Source organism: Vallitalea sediminicola, from assembly GCF_054408565.1.
The window spans coordinates 94,305-116,665 of sequence record NZ_BTPT01000017.1 but is presented as its reverse complement, the minus strand read 5'-3'; the positions used below and the strand labels follow the sequence as shown (position 1 = coordinate 116,665).

The 22,361-nt window shown below is 29.9% G+C and carries 13 protein-coding genes and 1 riboswitch; of the genes, 5 read left to right on the top strand and 8 right to left on the bottom strand.

Annotated elements, in window-relative coordinates; genetic code table 11:
• Positions 1-59 precede the first annotated feature (59 nt).
• Positions 60-791 (top strand): TIGR03915 family putative DNA repair protein, encoded by a 732-nt coding sequence (locus tag ACX6CF_RS07870; protein WP_458784768.1) that lies wholly within the window; start codon positions 60-62, stop codon positions 789-791.
• A 227-nt stretch (positions 792-1,018) separates the two neighbouring features.
• On the opposite strand, the gene ACX6CF_RS07865 is transcribed toward ACX6CF_RS07870, so the two are convergent.
• From ACX6CF_RS07865 to ACX6CF_RS07845, 5 genes are all read right to left on the bottom strand, one after another.
• Positions 1,019-1,579, bottom strand: a complete 561-nt coding sequence (locus ACX6CF_RS07865) for a GNAT family N-acetyltransferase (protein WP_458784767.1) — start codon at positions 1,577-1,579, stop codon at positions 1,019-1,021.
• Positions 1,580-1,595: 16 nt separating this feature from the next.
• Complete coding sequence (locus ACX6CF_RS07860) at positions 1,596-2,378, bottom strand: ECF transporter S component (protein ID WP_458784766.1); 783 nt, start codon at positions 2,376-2,378, stop codon at positions 1,596-1,598.
• Between the two features lie 178 nt (positions 2,379-2,556).
• Positions 2,557-2,657, bottom strand: a riboswitch (THF riboswitch).
• 50 nt (positions 2,658-2,707) lie between these two features.
• Positions 2,708-3,880: a YibE/F family protein gene (locus ACX6CF_RS07855; RefSeq protein ID WP_458784765.1), complete on the bottom strand. Its 1,173-nt coding sequence runs from the start codon at positions 3,878-3,880 to the stop codon at positions 2,708-2,710.
• A gap of 71 nt (positions 3,881-3,951) precedes the next feature.
• Positions 3,952-5,706: a 5'-nucleotidase C-terminal domain-containing protein gene (locus ACX6CF_RS07850; protein WP_458784764.1), complete on the bottom strand. Its 1,755-nt coding sequence runs from the start codon at positions 5,704-5,706 to the stop codon at positions 3,952-3,954.
• A gap of 183 nt (positions 5,707-5,889) precedes the next feature.
• The gene (locus ACX6CF_RS07845; protein WP_458784763.1) at positions 5,890-6,192 is read right to left on the bottom strand and encodes a hypothetical protein; all 303 of its coding nucleotides are present in this window, start codon (positions 6,190-6,192) and stop codon (positions 5,890-5,892) included.
• A gap of 368 nt (positions 6,193-6,560) precedes the next feature.
• Here ACX6CF_RS07845 and ACX6CF_RS07840 point away from each other — a divergent pair, with 368 nt between their 5' ends.
• The 3 genes from ACX6CF_RS07840 to ACX6CF_RS07830 all read left to right on the top strand — a co-directional run bounded on the left by ACX6CF_RS07840 (position 6,561) and on the right by ACX6CF_RS07830 (position 15,550).
• The gene (locus tag ACX6CF_RS07840; RefSeq protein ID WP_458784762.1) at positions 6,561-9,986 is read left to right on the top strand and encodes a discoidin domain-containing protein; all 3,426 of its coding nucleotides are present in this window, start codon (positions 6,561-6,563) and stop codon (positions 9,984-9,986) included.
• A 201-nt stretch (positions 9,987-10,187) separates the two neighbouring features.
• A complete protein-coding gene (locus ACX6CF_RS07835) occupies positions 10,188-14,444 on the top strand; it encodes an AAA domain-containing protein (RefSeq protein WP_458784761.1) in 4,257 nt (1,418 codons plus the stop codon).
• A gap of 17 nt (positions 14,445-14,461) precedes the next feature.
• On the top strand, positions 14,462-15,550 hold the full coding sequence (locus tag ACX6CF_RS07830; protein WP_458784760.1) for a GNAT family N-acetyltransferase: 1,089 nt from the start codon (positions 14,462-14,464) through the stop codon (positions 15,548-15,550).
• A gap of 64 nt (positions 15,551-15,614) precedes the next feature.
• Here the strand turns inward: ACX6CF_RS07830 and ACX6CF_RS07825 are convergent, their stop codons facing one another.
• The 3 genes from ACX6CF_RS07825 to ACX6CF_RS07815 are packed head-to-tail and all read right to left on the bottom strand — an operon-like array spanning position 15,615 to position 20,761.
• A complete protein-coding gene (locus tag ACX6CF_RS07825; RefSeq protein ID WP_458784759.1) occupies positions 15,615-17,393 on the bottom strand; it encodes a heparinase II/III domain-containing protein in 1,779 nt (592 codons plus the stop codon).
• Entirely contained in the window at positions 17,386-19,029 is a 1,644-nt protein-coding gene (locus ACX6CF_RS07820; RefSeq protein WP_458784758.1) for a response regulator transcription factor, read from the bottom strand. The genes ACX6CF_RS07825 and ACX6CF_RS07820 overlap by 8 nt, the downstream gene beginning before the upstream one ends.
• Positions 19,030-19,033: 4 nt before the next feature.
• Entirely contained in the window at positions 19,034-20,761 is a 1,728-nt protein-coding gene (locus ACX6CF_RS07815; RefSeq protein ID WP_458784757.1) for a sensor histidine kinase, read from the bottom strand.
• A 258-nt stretch (positions 20,762-21,019) separates the two neighbouring features.
• On the opposite strand from ACX6CF_RS07815, the gene ACX6CF_RS07810 reads away from it, so the two are divergent.
• Positions 21,020-22,342 (top strand): ABC transporter substrate-binding protein, encoded by a 1,323-nt coding sequence (locus ACX6CF_RS07810; protein ID WP_458784756.1) that lies wholly within the window; start codon positions 21,020-21,022, stop codon positions 22,340-22,342.
• The last annotated feature ends 19 nt before the right edge of the window (positions 22,343-22,361 follow it).

Below are 22,361 nucleotides of genomic sequence, written 5' to 3'. Positions count from 1 at the left end.
GTGTATAGGTGTTTAAGTTCAATATATATAGCAATAATCAATGAAAAAGGATTGATAATATGGTGTATTTGCATGATGGAACTTTTAATGGACTCTTAACTTGTATATACGAACATTATTATAGTGAAAAAACCAATGGAATATACTATGAGAATAGATATGAAATGGAACTATTAGAACAAGAAGTTAATATTACTACAGATGATGAAAAAGCAGACAAAGTATATACTGCTATATGGAATAAGATATCTGATGAAGCTATGAAGAATGTCTATTATACATTTTTATCTGATGATTACAAAAAAGACTGCTATATATTAAAATATCTAGAGCTAGGTTTTAAAATGGGATATAAAATAGATAACGAACATACTCATAAAGATGTGATAAATATCCACAAACTGTCATCCAAAGTATCTAAGGAGAGGCATAGATTGTTGGGCTTGCTAAGGTTTCAAGAAGTTGGCGATGTACTGTATGCACCGTTAACACCTGATAATGATGTAATTGAATTGTTAGCTGACCATTTTGCAGATAGAATGAAAAATGAAAATTTCATAATACATGATAAAAAGCGTAGAAAAGCTGTTATATATAATAAAATAGAATGGATGATAACCGATTTTCAGTATCAAGATGATATAAATATATCAGAAAGAGAAAAGAATTTTCAAGAGATGTGGAAAGGTTATTTTGAGCATATAGGAATTAAAGAGAGAAAGAATAAGGTGTTACAAAGGCAATTCGTTCCAACTAGATATAGAAAGAATATTGTTGAGTTCAATAAATAACAGTAAGATTAATAAATAATATCTAGTGAATAAATGCAAGATAATAACAAACAAAAAAGCATTGATCCGAGGATTGTATCAATGCTTTTTATTATATAAAGAATGAGGGGGGAGTTTTTTATGTAAGAATTTTTCTTACAATATCATCATATTATATAATTGTGTATAATCCATGTTTCAAATGTAAATAATGTGTAAACATTTTTATTTACTATTATAAGTACATCTTATTCCATATCTTCATTAAGTAATACCATATGATAATGATCTTCCCAAACTCCATTAATCTTAAGATATTTCTTTGATACTCCTTCGTTAACAAATCCTAATTTTTTAACTAAATTTATGGAAGCTTTATTCCTAGGTATAATATTAGCTTCTATACGATGAAGTTTGTAATCGTGAAACATTACCTCTATACCTTTTTCAAGAGCTTCTGACATATAACCTTTATTAATCTCATCTTTATCTAACTTATAACCTAAAAAACAGGATTGAAAACAACCTCTAACAATATTTGAGAAAGAGAGGGTGCCGATTATTCTTTCAAAACCAGTATCTTCTTTCTTGAAGATCCAGAGTCTAATCATAGATAGATTATTCATTAGATCTACTTCTCTACGGATAGTTTTTTTGTGAGTCATAGGCTTATAGAAATTTTGTTCACGATTAGGTTCCCAAGGTTTTAAAAAATCCCTGTTGCGCGTATAATAATCTAATACTTTTCTTGTAAAGGATGTATCTATGGTTCTTAGTACTAATCTATTTGTTGAATATAATTTTTTCATTGTCCATACCTCGAAATTATTTGTTTTTAAATAAATTATTGTATAAATATAGTAATAGCGACAACATATATGATATATAGACAGTTATGAATAACTCTTCTACAATTCTAGGTAGTAGGAAAGCAATAAAAGCTTTTTTGGATAACACAGGAATAAACATCCTAAGTAATTCAGTATTTATTGTAGTTACTATTAATCCTGGTACACCTACAGATATAATCAACTTTAAAAAATTGTTATATATTTTTAAGTCATTAAATCTTTTTTGAATAACCCTGTCTATTAATAGTAATAAAAATCCTACTAGGGAAGTAGCTATTAATAGAACTGTTGCGAAAGTAGTAGTTTTACCAATAGATGATATATATTTTGCCCAACTACCAGTTTGATTATAAGTAAGTTGAAGATGATTAAATATGCCAAGTAGACCGATTGCAGAAAAAACAATAATACATATAGTTTGTAGCTTATTGATTCTAATGTTTTTTAGTGCCTTCCAAATAAGAGGGGTGAGAATACCTCCTAATATAGCTGTTACTCCTAACCAAGGAATATATGGTCCTTGAGGTTTAATCAGATAGCCTATAATATCAGACAGACCAGCACTGATACCACCAACGACAGGACCAAATAAAATACCGGGCATTTTAGTAAATGGACCCGAAAAACTGATTCTGATTGCTGGCGTTCCTGCAAAATAGATATAAGTGCTGAACATTTTTACAATTTGTGCAATTGCTATTAATAATCCTGTTTGTACTATTACTTTTATATATTTGCTTGTTTGTGATTTATTCATTTATGTGCCTCCTATTATTTTATTGAAAAATTAATTAAATAATCGGAAAATAGCTATGAAAGCATCACATAAACGGTATTTGTATTATTTTGCATAAACAAAAAACCCCCTTTCTTTTTACATATTACCTGTTACATAAAAAGAAAAAAGGTATTACTCATACACTTATTCTCTATGCAACAGCGGAAACAATATTACACCGCAAACCTAAGAATAAGGTTTTTCGTTTAGAGGAAACTTCCCATCCGCTAACACTTAACGCGCAATATCTGCTCTGCTACAGTACAAATATAATTATATAGAATAATGCATTAATTGTCTATAAAAACTTAATTTTTTCTTCCTAAGGTACCACCTATCCAAGTAGTCAATGGAATGGCTGAAATAAGCCCTATACTTCCTGCTACTGCTCGTACTATTTCTGAAGCTATCATGTCCATATTTAGGATCTCTATTATTGTTATATCATAAGCGATAAACAGCAACAAAAGGTGTAATGAACCTCCAACATAAGCTAAAATAAGTGTATTGGACATAGAGCCCATGATATCTTTACCTATATTCATCCCTGATTTAATTAATTTTTTGGTTGTTATATTAGGCTTGTTTTCTTCGATTTCCCACATTGCTGAAGCTATGGATAGAGAAACATCCATAACAGCTCCTAGAGCTCCTATTATAATACCAGCTAATAAAATACCTTTAAAATCTAGGTGCCTGTTCTGAGGAATATAAGCAAGCATTCTTGCTTGTTCATCACCAAGTCCAGTAAGCATTGCAACGCTACCGACAAGTCCTGCTGCTAATGCTGCGACAAGAACACCACCTACAGTACCTAAGATAGCTGTTCTTGTTTTTTTATTCCAACCACTTATTATAATCAAAGTAACAGTTGTAGTGACTGATATAATTCCTACGGTAACTACCAAAGGATTAAAACCTCTAAGAATGAGAGGTAACATAACAAATGCTATCAAGATTATTGTAAAAGTTAATGTGATTACTGATTTTAGTCCCTTCAGTCCACCAATTACTACTAATAATATTAAAAAGGATATAACAATAAAAAATATTGCACTATCTCTACAACGTTCATAAATATGTATATTTCCAACTGTACCTTTATCGGTTTCATAAACATAGATATACATTTTATCACCGGTTTTGAATACTAATCTATAGGGATTAACCATTTCAACAGTATTTCGTACTGAATATTCTTCGCCTTTATGCTTTCCTTGTAATATTTTGATATAGAGATGCTGGTATCTGATGTCTTGTTCTATTGGAGTGTCTGGGCGTTCTAGAGTAGTATCATCCCTATCTATTCTAATTACTTTTGCTTTTACTACATCATATTCAGGTTTTTCCATATCTTCTTCATAATAAGATGCGAGACCACCTAATTTTTCATCTTTGGTGATATCACCCTCGGGTTTTGAATTACAAGACGTCAAGAATAATGAAATAAGTACAATTAAAATAAATAATCTACATTTCATGTCATTTTTCTCCTTATTTCAGGTTAAGAAAAGGGGCTGTATCATGATACAGCCCCTTACTAAAATACTAATTAGTTAGCGGGTACTAATAATGCTTTTCCTTCATATATTTTATGAGGATTTTTTAAGTCATTTAATTTTGCTAATTCTTGATAAGTTGTATTATAGACTTTTGCAATTTTCCATAAAACATCACCGGCTTTTATCTTATATGTACCAATAGGTGACATTACGTCTATTGTAGGAGCTACAACTGTACCTTCTGCTTTTATTGCCTTAACAAGTTCATCTCTTATTGGAACAAAGGTATCTACAACATTTTCAGCGCCTTCAAAATTATATTTGTCTCCACCAGTAGCGACGAAATCGTTAGTTACCAATGTATATTTTTTATCCATGTCTAATGGAGTACCGTCTTCTAGTGTAATACTGATAACTCTATTCTCATATTCTGCAGTAGGATCATATATTACTTTTAAGCCTGCAAATTGACCGTCTCCCATGTCATCTGCTTCAATACCATGATCGACTAAGGATTTAAGTAGAGCACCTGTTACTTCCATTGTAACCAAAGTGTTATCAAAAGGTATTACTTCATATAAATCTCCCATAGTAATCGTACCTTCTTCAAGACTTCTTCTAAGACCGCCACCATTAGTTAATCCGATCTGTGAATTGGTAGCTTTTCTCATGATATTTGTAGTAAAGTAGCCAAGAGGAGTAACGTTTTTAGTATCATGTGATAAACGTCCTTTTGATTGTCCTACAATTTCATCAGCTATTGGAGAAAAGTCTTTTTCATATTTATCATATACTTCTTTGGTTTCTGGATCTTCAAGTAGGTCCTTAGAATTTTTATAAACAGATTCTACAGATGGAGTAATAGATTTTACTGAACCATCTTCATTCAATTCAATAGATATTTTACCAACTGCTCTACCATATTTATATGCTTGAACAACAGGTTTATCATTTATATAACCAGCGACAGTCTTATGTGAATGACCTGTTATCACTGCATCAAGACCTTCAACTTGACATAGAGCATTGATTTCATCACCTGTTATAGGAGTCTCAGGATTTTCTCCATAATTATCTTGCCATGTAGGAACATGAGTGAGAGCGATGATTATGTCTGGAGTTCCTTCTTCAGCTTTACCAGCTTGTAGATAATCTACCCAAATTTTAGCAGCGTCGTCAGCTGATTTAAATTCAAGAGTTGCTACATTATCGACTTTAGTCTTATGTGCTGTTTCAATTGTTGATATACCAATAAAAGCAATTTTTTTGTTAGCTATTTCATGAATTAAATAAGGCTTGGCCCAAGTTACAGGTTCATTAGTAGTTTTATCATAGATATTAGAAGCAAGGAAAGTAAAATTACCATCTTTTGCCCATTGTTCTATTCTATCAACACCCCAGTCGAATTCATGGTTTCCAACTGCTGATGCAAGAACATCCATACCTTTGAACATCTCATTAACAGGAGCACCATATGTAAGATTAGAAAGAGCAGTTCCTTGGTAGTTATCTCCACCAGAAACAACAATCGTATTAGGATTTACAACTTTTTGATCATTGACATAACGTACCATTTTAGACATACCGATGTTTTTACCATTTTCTTTTACGTTTCCGTGGAAGTCGTTGACGGTTAATATGTCAATGACATTTTCTAGCTGATTGACTGCTGGTAAGGTTGTGTCAGTTGTTACAGGCGTTGATGTTGTAGTATCCTCACTGGCATACATGAATACAGTATGTAGATTAAATACTACGGTTAGAACTAATAACATACTTAATAACTTTCTTACTCTGTTTTTCATAACAATCCTCCCAATAATTTGTTTAGTTTAATGCTTAAATATATTAATACATATGACTAATAATATATTTAAGTACTATAATTATAGTATAATTCCCGATAGCAGTCAATGGACATGAGTCCTTTATTGGGAAATAAAAAGGGGCTAATTACTAAAATAATTAAGCCCTTTGTTATAGTATTATTAGTTTCTATTATTGGAGAATAGTTCGCCTTGAGACTTGGTATAATCGGTATGTTCATTTCCTATATAATTCAACTGAGCTTCTATTTCTATTATATTACTAGCTTCATGGTCATATATCTTTATGTCATGAGCTTCTCCATCATCATCTCGGTGTTGTAAATGCTCAGTAACTATATCTGTAGCATTTTTTTCATTAATGTCATTTCCATAGATGATAGTGTATTCTTCTTTTGGTATGGTTAAAGAGATATGGTAACCTTCATCTAATCTTGTACGTGTTTCGTATATACTATTTAACATGGTATGCTCCCTTCTAATATCTATTTCAATATCTAGTTTAACCATATTATCTATGAATATTACGTCATATTATATTGAAAGAATTCTAAGCAAATATTGTTTAATAATAATAGAATAAGTAATATATGTTGTTGTAGAATAGCATATGTAAAATATGTACAATTAATAGCATGTATAATTTAAAATAATAAGCTATATTATTACAAGATATATTGTTAAAATTCTTTTAATCAGTAAATTATACCAAAGAATTATCAATAATAATCATATGTTTATATTTTTAGTGATATTTTGTTATTGTTTGTTTAATCTAATCAAATATAATAAATAATGAGGACTAACAATATTTTAAGAAGGAGGTTTTTATTATGATAGGTATAAAAAGATATTCACGTTTATTAATTGTTACAGTATTATGTTTTTATGTATCCACCAATCTATTTAATTTATCATTTAGTTATTTAACAGTACATGCAGAATCGGTCAGTGAAAATTATGCATTAGGTAAAAATGTAGAGGCATCTTCATCTTATCCAGAATATCCAGCAAGTGCCATTGTTGACGGAAGAAAAGACAGGGCATCAGTAGATGGTGTGGCAACATTTTGGGCACCATTTGAAGAGAACTATATAGAACCTTATTGGGCAATTGTGGATTTGGGACAAGAGAGATCCATAAATAAAGTGTTATTATATTTTAACAAGAATTCTAATAATGTTAATTTTGAGTGTGCACCAGTTCATATAAAATTAGAAGTAAGTAATGATAAAACGAACTGGACAACAGTATATGATCAGGATACGGGAATAGATCCACCAAATGCAAGTGGTATAAATAATAGTCCTGCATATTATGAGCCATATGAATGCAGCATATCTTATGGCAGTACTGTACGTTACATTAAATTAACACCAAGTAATGATTGGGTCCATATTGTAGAAATGGAAGTCTATGGAGAACCTGTTAAGCTAACAAGCATAAGAAGTATTGATGATATAATAGTCACAGAAGGAATAGCAAATGACAATCTTCCATTACCACATCAAGCTATGTATGCAACACAAGAAAAAAATAATCTTAGGGGAAGGATAGATATATATCCTTCATCAGATCAGGATAAAAGTTGGAAAGAAGATATAAACAATCCATTTAATCCCAATCAGTCAGGGATTTATCGTTTCACAGGAACTATTAATAATAATCTTTTTACTTCACCACCTTATTTTAATAATCCTGACAATTTACAACCAGAAGTTAATGTGGTTGTTCAAAAAGCAGGTATAAAATCATTTGTTGTACCAAATCAAATAGGTCCATCTAATATAGATTATACTAATCAACAAATAAATATAAAAGTATTCGGTGATACAGATCTAACTAAAGTGTATCCAATAATAACTACTACAGATTATACAACTTGTTCACCTGAAAACAATCAAGCAATGGATTTCAGTAATGGATCTGTAGAATATACAGTAACTACAAAGAATGGTAATAGTTATACGTGGAATGTAACTGTTACAAAACAAGATAATTATCAAGCTGAATTATACGTGTCACCCGATGGGAATGATAATAATGTTGGAACTATAGAAGCACCATTAAAAACTATTGCAGGAGCAAGAGATTTCGTAAGAACCATAAATAGCAATATGACAAGTGATATAATTGTATATCTTAGGGGTGGAACATATTTTATTGATGAATCTATAATATTTAATAAAACTGATTCAGGAACAAACGGATACAATGTATTATATAAAGCATACCCTAATGAGGCACCAGTAATCAGTGGTGGGAAAAAAGTTGAAGGATGGGAAGTGGCACCAGATAAAGCAGGCGCTTATAGAGCTTTAGCACCAGCCGATGTAGACTATTCTAGAGAAATATATGTTAATGGAAGAAGAGCGGTAATCGCAAGAAATACAGGAACAGGAATCAATGGATGGAGTGGTTATGATAATCCAAATATGACATGGTACGATAATTCAATTGATGGTTTCCCAAAATACTATGAAGATACTGCAAGAGATAGAACTCTAACTGTTCATCAAGGATATACAACAGACTCTTCTTACGAGTTTAATAATATGAATAATTGGGGAAATGTATCAGATATTGAGATGGTATACCTTGTAGGATGGACATATCATATTATACCAATTAAGAGTGCACAAACTAATTCTTCCGGGGGATTAAACATAGAAATGAAACCACAAGCTTTCTATGATGTACAAACTGGAATAGGAGGGCCTCTTGCTATTCAAGACCCTAATTATGTTCAAAATGCTTTTGAACTATTAGATGAACCAGGAGAGAGTTATTTCGACAGAAGTTCAAAGTATATCTATTATATGCCAAGAAATGGTGAAGATATGCAGAGTGCAGAAGTTTATGTACCAAAAGTTGAAGATTTGATTTTAGGTTCTGGAGAAAGTAATGACCATTTAAAGAATATATCATTTACAGGAATCTCCTTTGAATGTACAGGTTATAATAGTCCAAATAGTGAAGAAGGGGCTGTTACAGGACAGGCGTCATTTTTAAAACGTAACGGTAACTGGACTAAAATGCCAGGAGCAATCAGATTTGATTATTCCAGTAACATTAGATTTGATAATTGTAAGTTCAAGATGATAGGTAAAGCTGGCGTTGATTTCCATAGAGAAAGCCAGAATAATACTGTAATTGGAAGTGAATTTGATGGTATAGGTTCTTCGGGTATACAAATAGGACCTGAAAATTCAGAAGAATCTAATTATGCTACAGATGCACATGTTGTAAAAAATAACAAAATACTAGCCAATAAAATATATAATATTGGAGAAAGTTATAATGGAGCTATAGGTGTATGGTTAGGATTAACGAAAGGAACAATTGTCAGTTATAATGACCTTAATCACGTATCTTATACAGGTATAAGCAGTGGATGGAGTTGGGGATACGATTGTCCAACTATAGCTGGACAAAACGTAATAGAATATAACCATATAAGAAATTGTCTTGAAAAACTACATGATGGTGGTGGAATCTACATGCTTGGATATCAGCCTGGTTCAAGAATAAAAGGTAATCATGTCCATGATAATGTTGTAGGAGCACCAGGAGGTATATATTTAGATGAAGGAAGTTCAGGATATACGGATATAAGTAGAAATGTAGTTTATAGAGTAGCATCATCACAGCCAGATACATTTTTCTTTAATCGAAATGTAGGTTATTGGTCAGAAATGTCAGATAGAGATAGTATGGTTGGACATATGGATTCAGTAATGACTGAGAATTACCCCCATGATCATTTTACATATCCAGGTTCATCATCTAGACCTAATCCATCTGCACCAGATATGAATATACCATATGTTGTTGATACAATTTCAAAAGCTGGAAATCATAAATCCTATAGTTATATTATTGATGATACTGACATAGCTAATGTATATCAAGGTACATGGGTACAATATAGTCAAGACCTTAGCAATTATTTAGGTACCGAACATTATAATAATACACAAGATAGCTATGTAGAACATGAATTCACTGGAACGGGAGTAGAATGGATAGGTGCGAAAAATTCTAATCTAGGTTATGCCGATATATATTTGGATGATCAACTAGTACAAGAAAACTTGGATTGTTATGAAGCATCTTCTAAACAGCATCAACAACGTTTATATAGCGTAAGGGGTCTTGCCAATAATAAACATACAATAAAAATAGTTGTAAGTGGGGTTAAGAATACCAACTCATCCAATACGTATATAGTACATGATGCATTTAAAGTTTGGAAATAAAATGAATTCAATAATCAAAGTAAATATTGATTAAAAAATCTATAAGTTAACTCATGATAATGAAAAAAGCGATGGTAGAGATATTTGATACCATCGCTTTTTTATTATAAATAATTTGTAATAAGCTATAATTTTGATATAATAAAACCATTAGTAAACAATAAATATCAGTTTATCTACTTTAGCAGGGGGTAATAATAGGTGAGAGATATTCTAAAAACATATAAAGACAGGTTAATAAACCTAAGTGGACGAAATAGAAGTTTAGTTCTTAAGAAAATACATAAAAAAAGATCATTTGATATATCAAGATTGATTGAATTAGATAAAAATATGAATGATGAGCTTATCAATTTCTTGGTTAAAAGAGAAAAAGGAAAGAAAATAATAATCGAAGATCCTTATAAAGTAAGAAACGAGGACCTGAAAACCAGTGAAAAACAAAATAGTAATAATAGAAAACAGGAATTATTAGCGCTTGAAGATACTATAAAAGGATTGAATGATGTATCTGAAGAAGAAAAAGAAGTCCTTGAAAAAAGAAAACAAGAAATAAATGATAAATATGATATGGAAGTAGTTGCTGACAAAAAGAAGATAGATGCTAAGATTGAAAAGATGATCAATTACTCTAACAATATTAATTATTTGCTTAGAGAGATTGATGCAGTAGAAAAAGAAACAGGAAAATACGAATTATATCTAAGCTATCCTTTTGTTGAGGGAAGATTCAATGACTCCACCTTCGTTAGAGCACCTCTTTTCATGTTTCCGGTGAAATTAGAAAAAGTAAGCAATAAATGGCAGTTATCCAATATTGTTGATCAAGAAATTCTTATTAACAAAGTGTTCATCTTTGCCTATTGTAAATTCAATGAATCTAAGATAACAGAAATAGAAATGGAATTTTCATCACTAGAACAATTCTCAGAGGATGTAATTTCAGGATTAATCACCTATCTTGATAAAAATAAAATCAATATAGAAGATACCAATAAGAGAGATATAGAAAAATTTATTGATTATACTAATGAAAAATTACCGGATTATGAAGCAGGAGAGTTAATATTAAAAAATTATATGGTTCTAGGACAATTTCCAATGTCTAATTCAATTTACACAGATTATCAATATCTAGAACAGGAAGAACTGTACAATGAAGTTCTTGAGTTACTGTTAATGAACAAAGAAGATGAAAATGAAACGGATGAACCTACCAAAGAACCAGAAGAAAAAGTAAAACAACTATCAGAAAAAGACGTGTACTTTTTGTCTTCACTTGATAACAGTCAAGAAAAAGCGGTTCTTAGTACAAACGAAAAAAGTAATTTAGTTATATATGGACCTCCAGGAACAGGTAAATCCCAAACTATAGCAAACATTATATGTGACTCTCTAGCCAAAGGCAAAAAAGTTTTGATGGTATCTCAAAAAAGAGCTGCACTTGATGTTATATACAATAGGTTAGCAGATATCAATGCCAAGATTGCTCTGGTCCATGATGCTAATAAGAACAAAAGAGATTTCTATAGAAAAGTATGTGACTGCATTAGTGCAGAAGCAATGGATTTTGACAATTCTCTAAATCTGAAGATTGATGATGATGCATTGGCTATAGATGAAAAAATAGGTTATCTGACTAATATGGCAGAAATACTTCATGAAGAAAGGGAATATGGTATAACTCTTCATGATATGTATGCTTGTTCAGAAGCTATAACTTCAACGGAAGATATTAGATATGAAAGTTATAGGGATTTTCGTAAGGACAACCCTTTTGAAAAGTATAAATATCAAAAATTAAGAGAAGCAATGGATCATATAGAATCTAATCCTATGATTGCAAAGAGTTATATCAGTTATATAGATATGTGCAAGGAAAATCCAATGATGGATACTTTTGCAAGGAAATTAGATTTCATAGAAATTCAGGAATTACAAGATATCATTGTTAAGATTATCGATAAAATTAATTCTGAAATACAAAAAATTGAATTAGAAAAATTAGAAATATTAGGTGGATTATATATAGAAAATGATTTTGGAGTGACTAAGCAACAAGTCATTAACCATGCACATATGACCAATCAAAAAACTAACGGTCACCTAATAGAACAAAATGAAGATAATAAATGGTGGAGTCCTAATCATTGGATAAAACATAAAAGTAAAAAAGAAGAACATGAAAATAATGTGTCCACTTTTGAGGAAAGAAAAAGCGAGCTGGAAAAATTATTTATAAAGTATGGTATTGCAATAAATGAAGTTATAGTTTTAATAAAAGAAATGAAACCAATGATGAGAGAAGACATGTATCAATCATTATGTGAAAGATTCGTTCTAGAATTCGATATTAGCAAGGATTTAGAAGATATAAAAGATGCTACAGATAAATTAGAGATATTCCATGGATTAAAAAATAGGGTTGACAGTTTATCCGAGATTGAAGTAATAATACTGGATCATGGGATTAATAAAGCCCGAGATGGTGTAGAGCTTAATGAAGTATTAGCAAACATTATTCCGTTTACGACACTACTACATATTAACGAGATTGAAAAAACAAAAGAATACAACGATTTTTACCTTCACTTTTCTATGTACCAAGATACTATACAAGAAATTGATAATCTAATGAAGGAGAAGAACAGTCTCACAGCAGACCTAATAAAAAGCAAATGGAATGATAAATTACAAGTATTTGTTGATACTCCACTCTTTAAAGAATTTAAAAGACAAGCTGAGAAAAAACGTAAAACATGGCCTATCAGAAAATATGTCATTGAATTTAGTGAGCTTCTATTGACTGTTTTTCCATGTTGGCTTCTTAGTCCAGAAACTGTATCTGATATATTACCGCTAAAAGAAGGTATGTTCGATATGATAATATTTGATGAAGCCTCTCAAATGTATGTTGAGAATGCAATACCAACTATATATAGAGGTAAACAAGTAGTTGTAACTGGAGATGATAAACAGTTAAAACCAAGTTCAACATTCATGGCAAGATATGATGATTTTGATGAAGAACTAACTACTATAGAAACTGCAGCAGCTTTTGAAGAAGAAAGCCTTCTTGATCTAGCTAAGATTAACTATCCATCAGTACACCTTAACTATCACTATCGTTCCAGATATGAGGAATTGATAAACTTCTCCAACTATGCTTTTTATGGTGGTAATCTTAATATATCCCCTAACATAGTTAATATAAGAGGTAATAAGCCGTCTCCTATAGAAAGAATAAAAGTTGATGGTAAATGGATAGATAGAAAAAATAATGCAGAAGCAAGTAAAGTAGTAGATTTAGTAGATTCTATATTGAAAAACAGTAAAAACGATGAGACTATAGGGATTATCACATTTAACATAAAACAAAAGGATTTGATCAGCGATTTATTAGATGCTAGAGGGAACTATGATAAAGAGTTCAAAAAGTTATATAACCATGAAAAGATTCGTAAAAATGGAAATGAAGATGTTAGTATATTTGTTAAAAACATAGAAAATGTCCAAGGTGACGAAAGAGATATAATTATATTTTCAATTGGTTATGCCCCTAATGAATCAGGCAAGGTATCAGTCAATTTCGGATCATTAACTCAAGATGGTGGCGAAAATAGGTTGAATGTTGCAATAAGCCGCGCTAAGGAAAAGATATATGTAATAACTTCCATAGAACCAGAAGAACTGAAGGTAGAAGGAACTAAAAATATTGGAGCTAAATTATTTAAAAATTATCTTCAATATGTTAGAGAAGTATCTTCCAAAGAAAATGCTGAAGCAGAGAATGTACTTAGAGAGTTAGTATTCACAAAAGATAAAGGTAAAGCTAAAGATGACATTGACGATATTGCATCTAGATTATATGTTGAGTTAAAAGAAAAAGATTACTATGTAGAGAAGAATGTAGGAGTTTCGGATTATAAAATTGATTTAGCTGTGTATGACAAAGATAGTTCTAGATATTTATTAGGAATTGAATGTGATGGTAATTCTTATTATGACCAATTTTCAACAAGAGAAAGAGATATCCATAGAAAAAGATTCCTTGAATCAAGAGGTTGGAATCTTTATAGAATATGGAGTTTAGATTGGTGGAAAAATCCCGAGCAGGTTGTAAATAACATTATTGATAGAATCAATATTGCTAGAGATAAGTTCCAAGATAATAAAAATGATGAACAAGTCATTTTAGAAAATGATAAAGGAAAGATTGAAGATATTGATACACAAGCTAATATTCATCCGGAACAGTCGGTATGGTTTGGGGATAGAGTATATGTACAAGACAATATGTCTAAGGAAGTATTTGAAATAGACATAGAATCCAATCCGTATAATAAAAATAGTATGAATGATTTCAGCAAAGATTTATTACAGAGAGGGATAGAAGAAAGATTTGTTTATCAAGATTTTGAATATATGATTGTAGGAATAGATAAGAAAACCAAGTAATAACAGGAGGGTTAAAGATGAATAATAATTTACGTAAAAGTTTTGAGAAATGTATGCCAAAAGACTATGAAGAATTATTGTTAGTAATTAATGATGCATTCAATAAAAAAGAAGACAATTGGTTTGTGAAATATTTACCTCATATTTTCCCAGATGTAGATAATGCCACTAAAATAGAAATTGCCAATACAAGAATTCTTAAGGTTAACGATAAGATAGTTGGCTGTATAGGAATTTATCCTCTAGAGTTAGAGTCTGTGTATCGGGGAAGCAAAATAAATCTAACTGTTGGTGGAATAGGAACGGTATGTATACTAAAAGAATATAGGAACAAAGGCTTAATGTCTTATATGTTAAAAGAAATTATCAAGATGATGTATGATGAAGGTTATGATATATCATGGTTAACAGGTAATAGGCAACGCTATAAAAATTACGGATGGGATTATAGCGGCAGAACCTGTAAATTTTCTTTAGATTATAGACAATCTGTTAAACTAGTTAAGAATACTGGTAAGAATACTGGTAAGAATATTAGAGTGGCAACTGTTGAGGATATACCTATGTTAAGTTCACTATATAATGATTATGATAGCAAAGTATCAAGAAATACAGATAATTGGAAGATAAACTTAACAAGAAAGAATATTGCTATTAAATGTTGTAATGATGATGATGGTAAAGGATACATGGTATATGAGAAGGATAATCAGGGTTATATATTAGAGATACAAGGAGACAATGAACATATTCAGAGTTTGTTGATTAATCATATGTTAGAATATGAACTTCAAGATATTACAGTTGTTCATCCATATGAAAATAGTAAAGTTCTAAGTTGTCTGAATAGATTAGCAAGTAATTTATCAATCAATCATTGTGACCAGATGAAAATAATCAATACTGAAAAAGTATGGGATAAATTATATCCTATGATAAAAGCACAATGTGATGAAGATAATATTGATATATCTAATTATGAAGAAGACGATAAGAAAAAGGTTCTAGATAAAGTTTTTGCATTTGATCACTTTGACAGAAAAGATGAGGATGTTATAAGGTTAGAACCAATCAATTGGTGGATGTCAGGTATTGATAAAGTGTAGGATATAAGAGCTGCTCATAGATATGAGTAGCTCTTATAATATAATTATGGTCATATTTGAAAAACTAACTTAGGGTTAAAATAATATTCACATTTTTAGATTTTTCTTTTGGTGTTAATTTGAGTATAAATGCTGGAACTATTTTATTGAAATGATCAACAAATGAAGTTTCTATAATTTCAGTATCAATATTATAAAAGTCAAATTCCATATGAGATATTAAGTTGCCATTAGTAAAAACAACACAATCATCAATTACTTCTATTGGAGAGAGAGAAATAAAATTTTCAGTAACAATGCCCTTTTCATCAAATTCAAATGTATCAGTTATAGTTATTGAAGGAGATATACTTTTGATAACCTTAATACTACGAGTAAATAATCTCAAAGTAGGGTCATTATAACAGTCTTGGAGCTCTAAAGAATATTCGTCAACTTCATCCGTTATCAAAGATTTATTATTCTTAGCTTTGTAGTGTTCACCGAATTCTTGTAAATTACCATTAATGATAGGTATATTATGGCTACTGGAATTAGTACAAAAATTGTTGTATCGGTTAGTACTAAAATAATTGTCATCGTATAATCCTGCACCCACATCACATAAAATAGGTTTATTATTTTTGTAATAGATGAAGGAACCGACATCATTATGATTGTGAGATTCTCCATTATTACCACCCTTTGCAACAATACTGATGCTAGTGTTTTTACTTATAAACCAATTAGAGTCTTCTAAGTATTCAGATACAGTTTTTTCTAATCCAAAAGTAGTATCTGTACTAATCCATAAAAAATCTCTTAAGCTTAAACAAAACCTATAACAATGATCATCATAAATCTTTTTTGCATATTTAATATCTGGTAGTTTAACCTCTTTATACTTTCCTTGCAAAAAAGAAGTTAAACCTATGCGATAAGTATCAGTAGGTATGCCATCAGCAAAACTTATTACGTGATTGTCACAAATATAACATAGTTGTTGGCTTAGTGCGATACTCTTGACTTTATCATTAGCAAAAAGGTCAAGATTCCCTTTGGTTTTTTGATGTAATAAATCAGCAAAAACCACAAAAAAACCAAAACCATAAGTCCAATAAGATAGACCCTCCGTACAAATTCCATCATCACCAAAAGACTTTAAGTATACGTCAATACAGGATAAAGATCTATGTAGTATATTAGCAAGTTTATATTTATCCTTAATTAAATACATAGCTATAGAACCAATGGAACCCCCGCAAACAGAGCTCCAGTTATTGGACATTATTTCAAATCGATAAAAGTTATCAGGATTCATGAAAGGTTCTATAATACGTCTATTTACTTCACTTTCAACTGTTGCAATAAGTTCAGGGGATAGATTACTTCTATTTATTTGTAAGGTTTCGCATAAGGCAAGTCCAGTTTCGCATGCAAACAAATCAATATGACAAGAACGCATATGAAAATCAATTATGTGATTTTTCGCATCCAGAAAATGAGCAGGTAAACACCAAGTATATTCGCTACAGATACTCCACAGTATATTTTCTAGATTTGTAATATAGACATTATCATCTGGGTATAAAAAAGATAATAATGAAAATGTCATAAGATTACCACGCCTACGGAAATACTCTTTTTCATAAATAGCTCTATCACCAGTATCATTGAATAATCGGTACTTACTATATGAAATGTGTGATTCTGTCTCTAGGTGGTAGTTTTTTGCATTATTCTTCAATGAGTCTATTTGTTTAGTAATAAATGAATTGTCATGAATCATTTCTTTAATATAATCTGTTTCTAGCAAATTGATGTTATCTTCTAATGCGAGTAAAATTTCTCTTTTGTTATACATTACGATCTCCTTTGGATTTTTGTAGATATTCTTTGGGGGTAACTCCTTTATATTTTCTAAAGATTTTAGTAAAATAATAGGCATTATCAAATCCTAGCATATAGGCTATTTCGTATATCAAGTATTTTTTTTCATTTAATAGATTACAGGCTTTTTCAATTTTTAATTGATTGATATAATCTACGAAATTACGATTGCATTCCTTTTTGAAAAGACAAGATAAGTAACTTGGTGTAATGCTCAAGTAATTTGCTACAGAATTCAAGGTTAGTTTGGTATCTATATGATCATATATAAATTCTTTAGCACTGTTGATTAAATTATTGCTTTTTGAAGTAACTAATAAGTTGTAATTACAAACTGTGGTATTTAATTGTTTAATCCATATGATAACGTCTTCAAATGTGCCAAGAGACATTAGCTTATTGATAGTATCAGCACTGTTGCTAAAGCTTTCATTAAAAGCTTTTTGGTTATCGAGGGATTGTAAAGTCACAATAGTATAGTTATATATTCTAATACAACAATTTATAGCATTTTGTTTCTTTGGTTTTGAAGAAATTAATAGCCCTATAAGTTTTTCAAATACATTATTGATATTTTCTGTATTATGTTTAGTTAATGCTTTACTTAGGTCGTTAATGATATTAGATAGGTCAAAACTGTCATTGTAGAGTTCTTGATTTATTTCATCATAAAAGACAATATTCGTATTATTATAATAATAGAAATTATTTATTTGCTTTAATTGTTCAATACATAAGTAAATGTCTTTACTGGTATCAAAAACTTGGGTTATAGCAATATCGATGGATGTTTCTAGAATGGTTTTTGAAGTTGTTAATATCTTTCTATACAAATGTCTTATATATTCTTTATCAATATTTGGTTGATTTGAAATAAACACAAGTACAGAACTACTATCATAATCTAATATTATGTAATGTTCAAAGAAATTTTTGCAAATTTTATTAATAATATCTTTTTCACACTCAGTTATTTTTTTCTTATCTTCTGCTGAAAATAAGTTGATGTTAATAATATCAGGATTATTGATATAAATTTGCATAATTGAGTATGATTCAAAAATACCTGTTGATTCACATATCTTGAATTGTTCATCTAGCTGATAAACATCATTAGCGGTGCTATTTATAATACGTAATAAACTGTTTTTCACCATTTCTTTTTCATTTCTATTAATGTAACTCTCAACAAAATCAATTTTATTTATTTTTTTTCTTTTATTTAATTCATTTTTTGCATTTTCAATAGATTGAGTAAAAAGTTTTGGTTGTAAATTAGTTTTTAGTATATAATCAACAGCTTTATGTTTAAGTGCCTGTTGAGCAAGGTGAAAATCCTGATGATTTGTAAGCATTATAAAAACTATGTTTTGATTAAATTCATTTGATTGCTTCAGAACCTCCAATCCGTCAAAAACTGGAAGATTTATATCGCAGATTACAATATCAGGGGATTGTTCTTTTATAATCTTTAATGCTTCTTGACCATTGCTTGCGGTATCTATTATTTCGCAGCCAATAGTTTCCCAATTTATTATGAATTTTAACCCTGATAAAATAATAAGTTCATCATCTACAAGTAATACTTTATAAATCAATTTTTTATCCATATGACTACTCCTCCATTGGTATTTTAATTGTTATAGTTGTATACTTAGAAAATTCACTTTTTATACTTAATCCGTACTGGTCTCCATAGATCAATTTGAGTCGTAGATTGACATTGTAATAACCAATTCCATTAATTGAGCTTTTACTGGTTTCTTTTGTCTTGCTTGTAAGTTTACGTATGTCATCATCAGTCATACCAATACCATTATCTGTTACAGTAATAAATAAACAATTATCTGTTATATGACTATCCAATGTGATTGTTCCCAATTTACCTTTAGGTTCAATGCCGTGGAAGATCGCATTTTCTACTAAAGGTTGTAATGTCATTTTAACTATTTTTTTATTATATAGACATATATCTATATTATTTACAAACTCGAAGCTTTCCATATACCTTATGGATTGAATGGTTAGGTAGTCATCTAATAGTCGTAATTCTTCTCCTAAAGTGACTTTGTCAGAAAAAGATTGGGCCATATTTTTTAATAAATTAGTAAGGGCATCAACCAGTCTACATATACCTGTGTTTTTTTGTAAAGTTGCCATCCAATGAATGGAATTTAATGTATTGTATAGAAAATGTGGATTAACTTGAGACTGTAACATAGCAATTTCAAAGTTTTTCTTCTCATTTGTTATTTCGATAGAATGCTCTAATAATTCTTCCATATCTCCAGCCATCTCATTTATGACGTGACCAATTTCGCCAATTTCACCATGAAGATTTTCAGTCTCATCATCATAAGAAAAATCTTTTGAAGAAATCTTCTTAATACGGGTTTTTAGAAGTTTAATAGGTCTTGTGATAATATTTGATGCACCTATAAATATAAGAAATCCAGCAACTAAGGATATACCTACTGTTATAAAAAAGACAGATAACATATTTCTTGTTTCTATATTTATATTCATAAGTTTTTCTACGGTATATATCTTCCAATTATATTTATCTACAGTATAGTTTTTAATTATATAGTTGTTGAAATTATTGCTTTTAGCTTCTATAATGCTATGATAATCTATATTGTAATTATTATCTGAGTGAATAATGTCATTATTTTTAGTTGCAACGAATAAACTTGTATACGATCTATAAGAATCTAAAACATCATTAATTATACCTAAATCAATTTCCATATAAAGCCAACCATTAATATATCTATTACTTAAACTATAAATGGGTTTTAAAATTGGCATACACAATTTTCCAGAAGATACTACAGGTTCGGAAATGATTTGATAGAGCTGATTGGGATCTTCTAGTATCAAGTTGAAATTATCACTAGTTATTACGTTCATAAAGTCATCTAGATATCCATTTTCTTTACCCTTGGATTCTATTATCATACCATCCTCGTTGAAAATCATAGCCTTCTTAACATATTGATTAACAATAGATGAACCAATATAGTTGGTTAAGATATTTTGTGCTTCAATACCGCTTGATTTTAAAAATGAAGTATCTAGAATTTCATATCCTATGATATTTTGTATTGATTCATTATTTGCTATGAGTAACGTTAAATCATTTAGGTTTGATAATCTAATATCTATTTGTGAAGATAAATTACTAACATTCATATTATTTATAGTATCCACTTTACGAGATAATATTTTATTGAAATATTGATATACATATATATTGGAGAGAGTTCCTATTATAAGAAGGCTAAAGGTTGAGTATAATACTATTTTAGATTTTATACTTTTGGTATTTATGTTCAACATAAGTGTAGATACACCCTTTCAATTAGTTGATTTGCATATAAATTATACTATTTAAATATTAGTATTTCAACTATAATAATAATTATCTAAAAATATTATTATAAAATTAAAATAGTAGTAGTATATTTTCACAGATTAAAAAAATTAACTACTTCATCACGAAATTGTAAGTTCACTAAAAAGATTTAATTTAGTATAGTAATATTACACATATCAAATGTGCTAAAAAGAATTCAAAGAAAAATGGAGGGTTTTAATATGCAAAAAAAATTCATGGTACTATTATTATCTATGATATTGGTTGTGACAATGTTTTCCGGTTGTTCAAAAGAAAAAACTAAAGATAAGGTTGATGATTCAAACCAAAGTAGTCAGACAGATAAGTCAAAAGATACACAAAAAGATATAACACTAAAAGTTGCAGTCTGGGATAATAGTACAACAGAGGTGGGTAATGACCTTGCTGCAAAATTCACAGAAAAATATCCAAATATTAAAGTGGAATATATTGATGTCTCTTCAACAGAATATACGAATAAACTTTCAATCATGTTAAATGGTGGTTCTGATTTAGATGCATTTTATATTAAAGATGCAGATACAACACTTTCAATGTATAAAAAAGGTCAACTACATGATTTGAATTCATATATCAAGGAAAGCAAAGTAGAGCTTGATAAATATAACGGTTTAGCAGAGAATTTCCAATTTGATGGTGGTACTTATGGATTACCATATAGAACAGATTATTATATTCTCTATTATAATAAAGATGTATTTGACACAGCTTCAGAACCATATCCAACTAATGATATGACTTGGGATCAATATGCAGAAGTTGCAGCAAAAATTACATCTGGAGAAGGCGCTAACAAGATATATGGTGCTTTAACTCATACATGGAATGGTTGTGTACAAAACTGGGCAGTACAAGATGGTAAAAATACAATTGTTTCTGATGATTATGCATTCATGAAACCATATTATGAAAGAGCTTTAAAAATGCAAAATGATGATAAATCAGCAATGGATTTTGCAACTCTTAAAACATCTAATATACATTATTCAGGACCATTTCTTAATGGACAAGTTGGTATGATGCCAATGGGTTCATGGTTTATGAATACAATAATTCTCAAAAAAGCTCAAGGTGAAAGTGATATTAACTGGGGTATTGCTACACTTCCACACGCACAAAGTATCGAGCAAGGATATACAGTTGGTGCAACAACTCCTATTGCTATGAATGCAGCTGGTAAGAATAAAGATGCAGCTTGGAAATTCATAGAATTCGTTACAAATGAGCAAGCGGCAGCATATGTTTCAACTAAGGGTGTTTTACCTTCAATATTGACTGAGGAAGCTTTAGTTAATGTATCTAATGCAGAAGGAATGCCAGAAGGTGTTGCAGAAGCATTGGCAGTTAAAAATATTGAACTAGATAGACCAATTGCTGAACATGTATTAGAGATAAATAAAATCCTTGGTGAAGAACATGGACTTATTATGTTTGGAGAATTGAGTATTGACGAAGGACTTTTAGAAATGAAAGAACGTGTTTCAGAAATTATTAAGAAATAATAAAATGGTTAAAAATTAA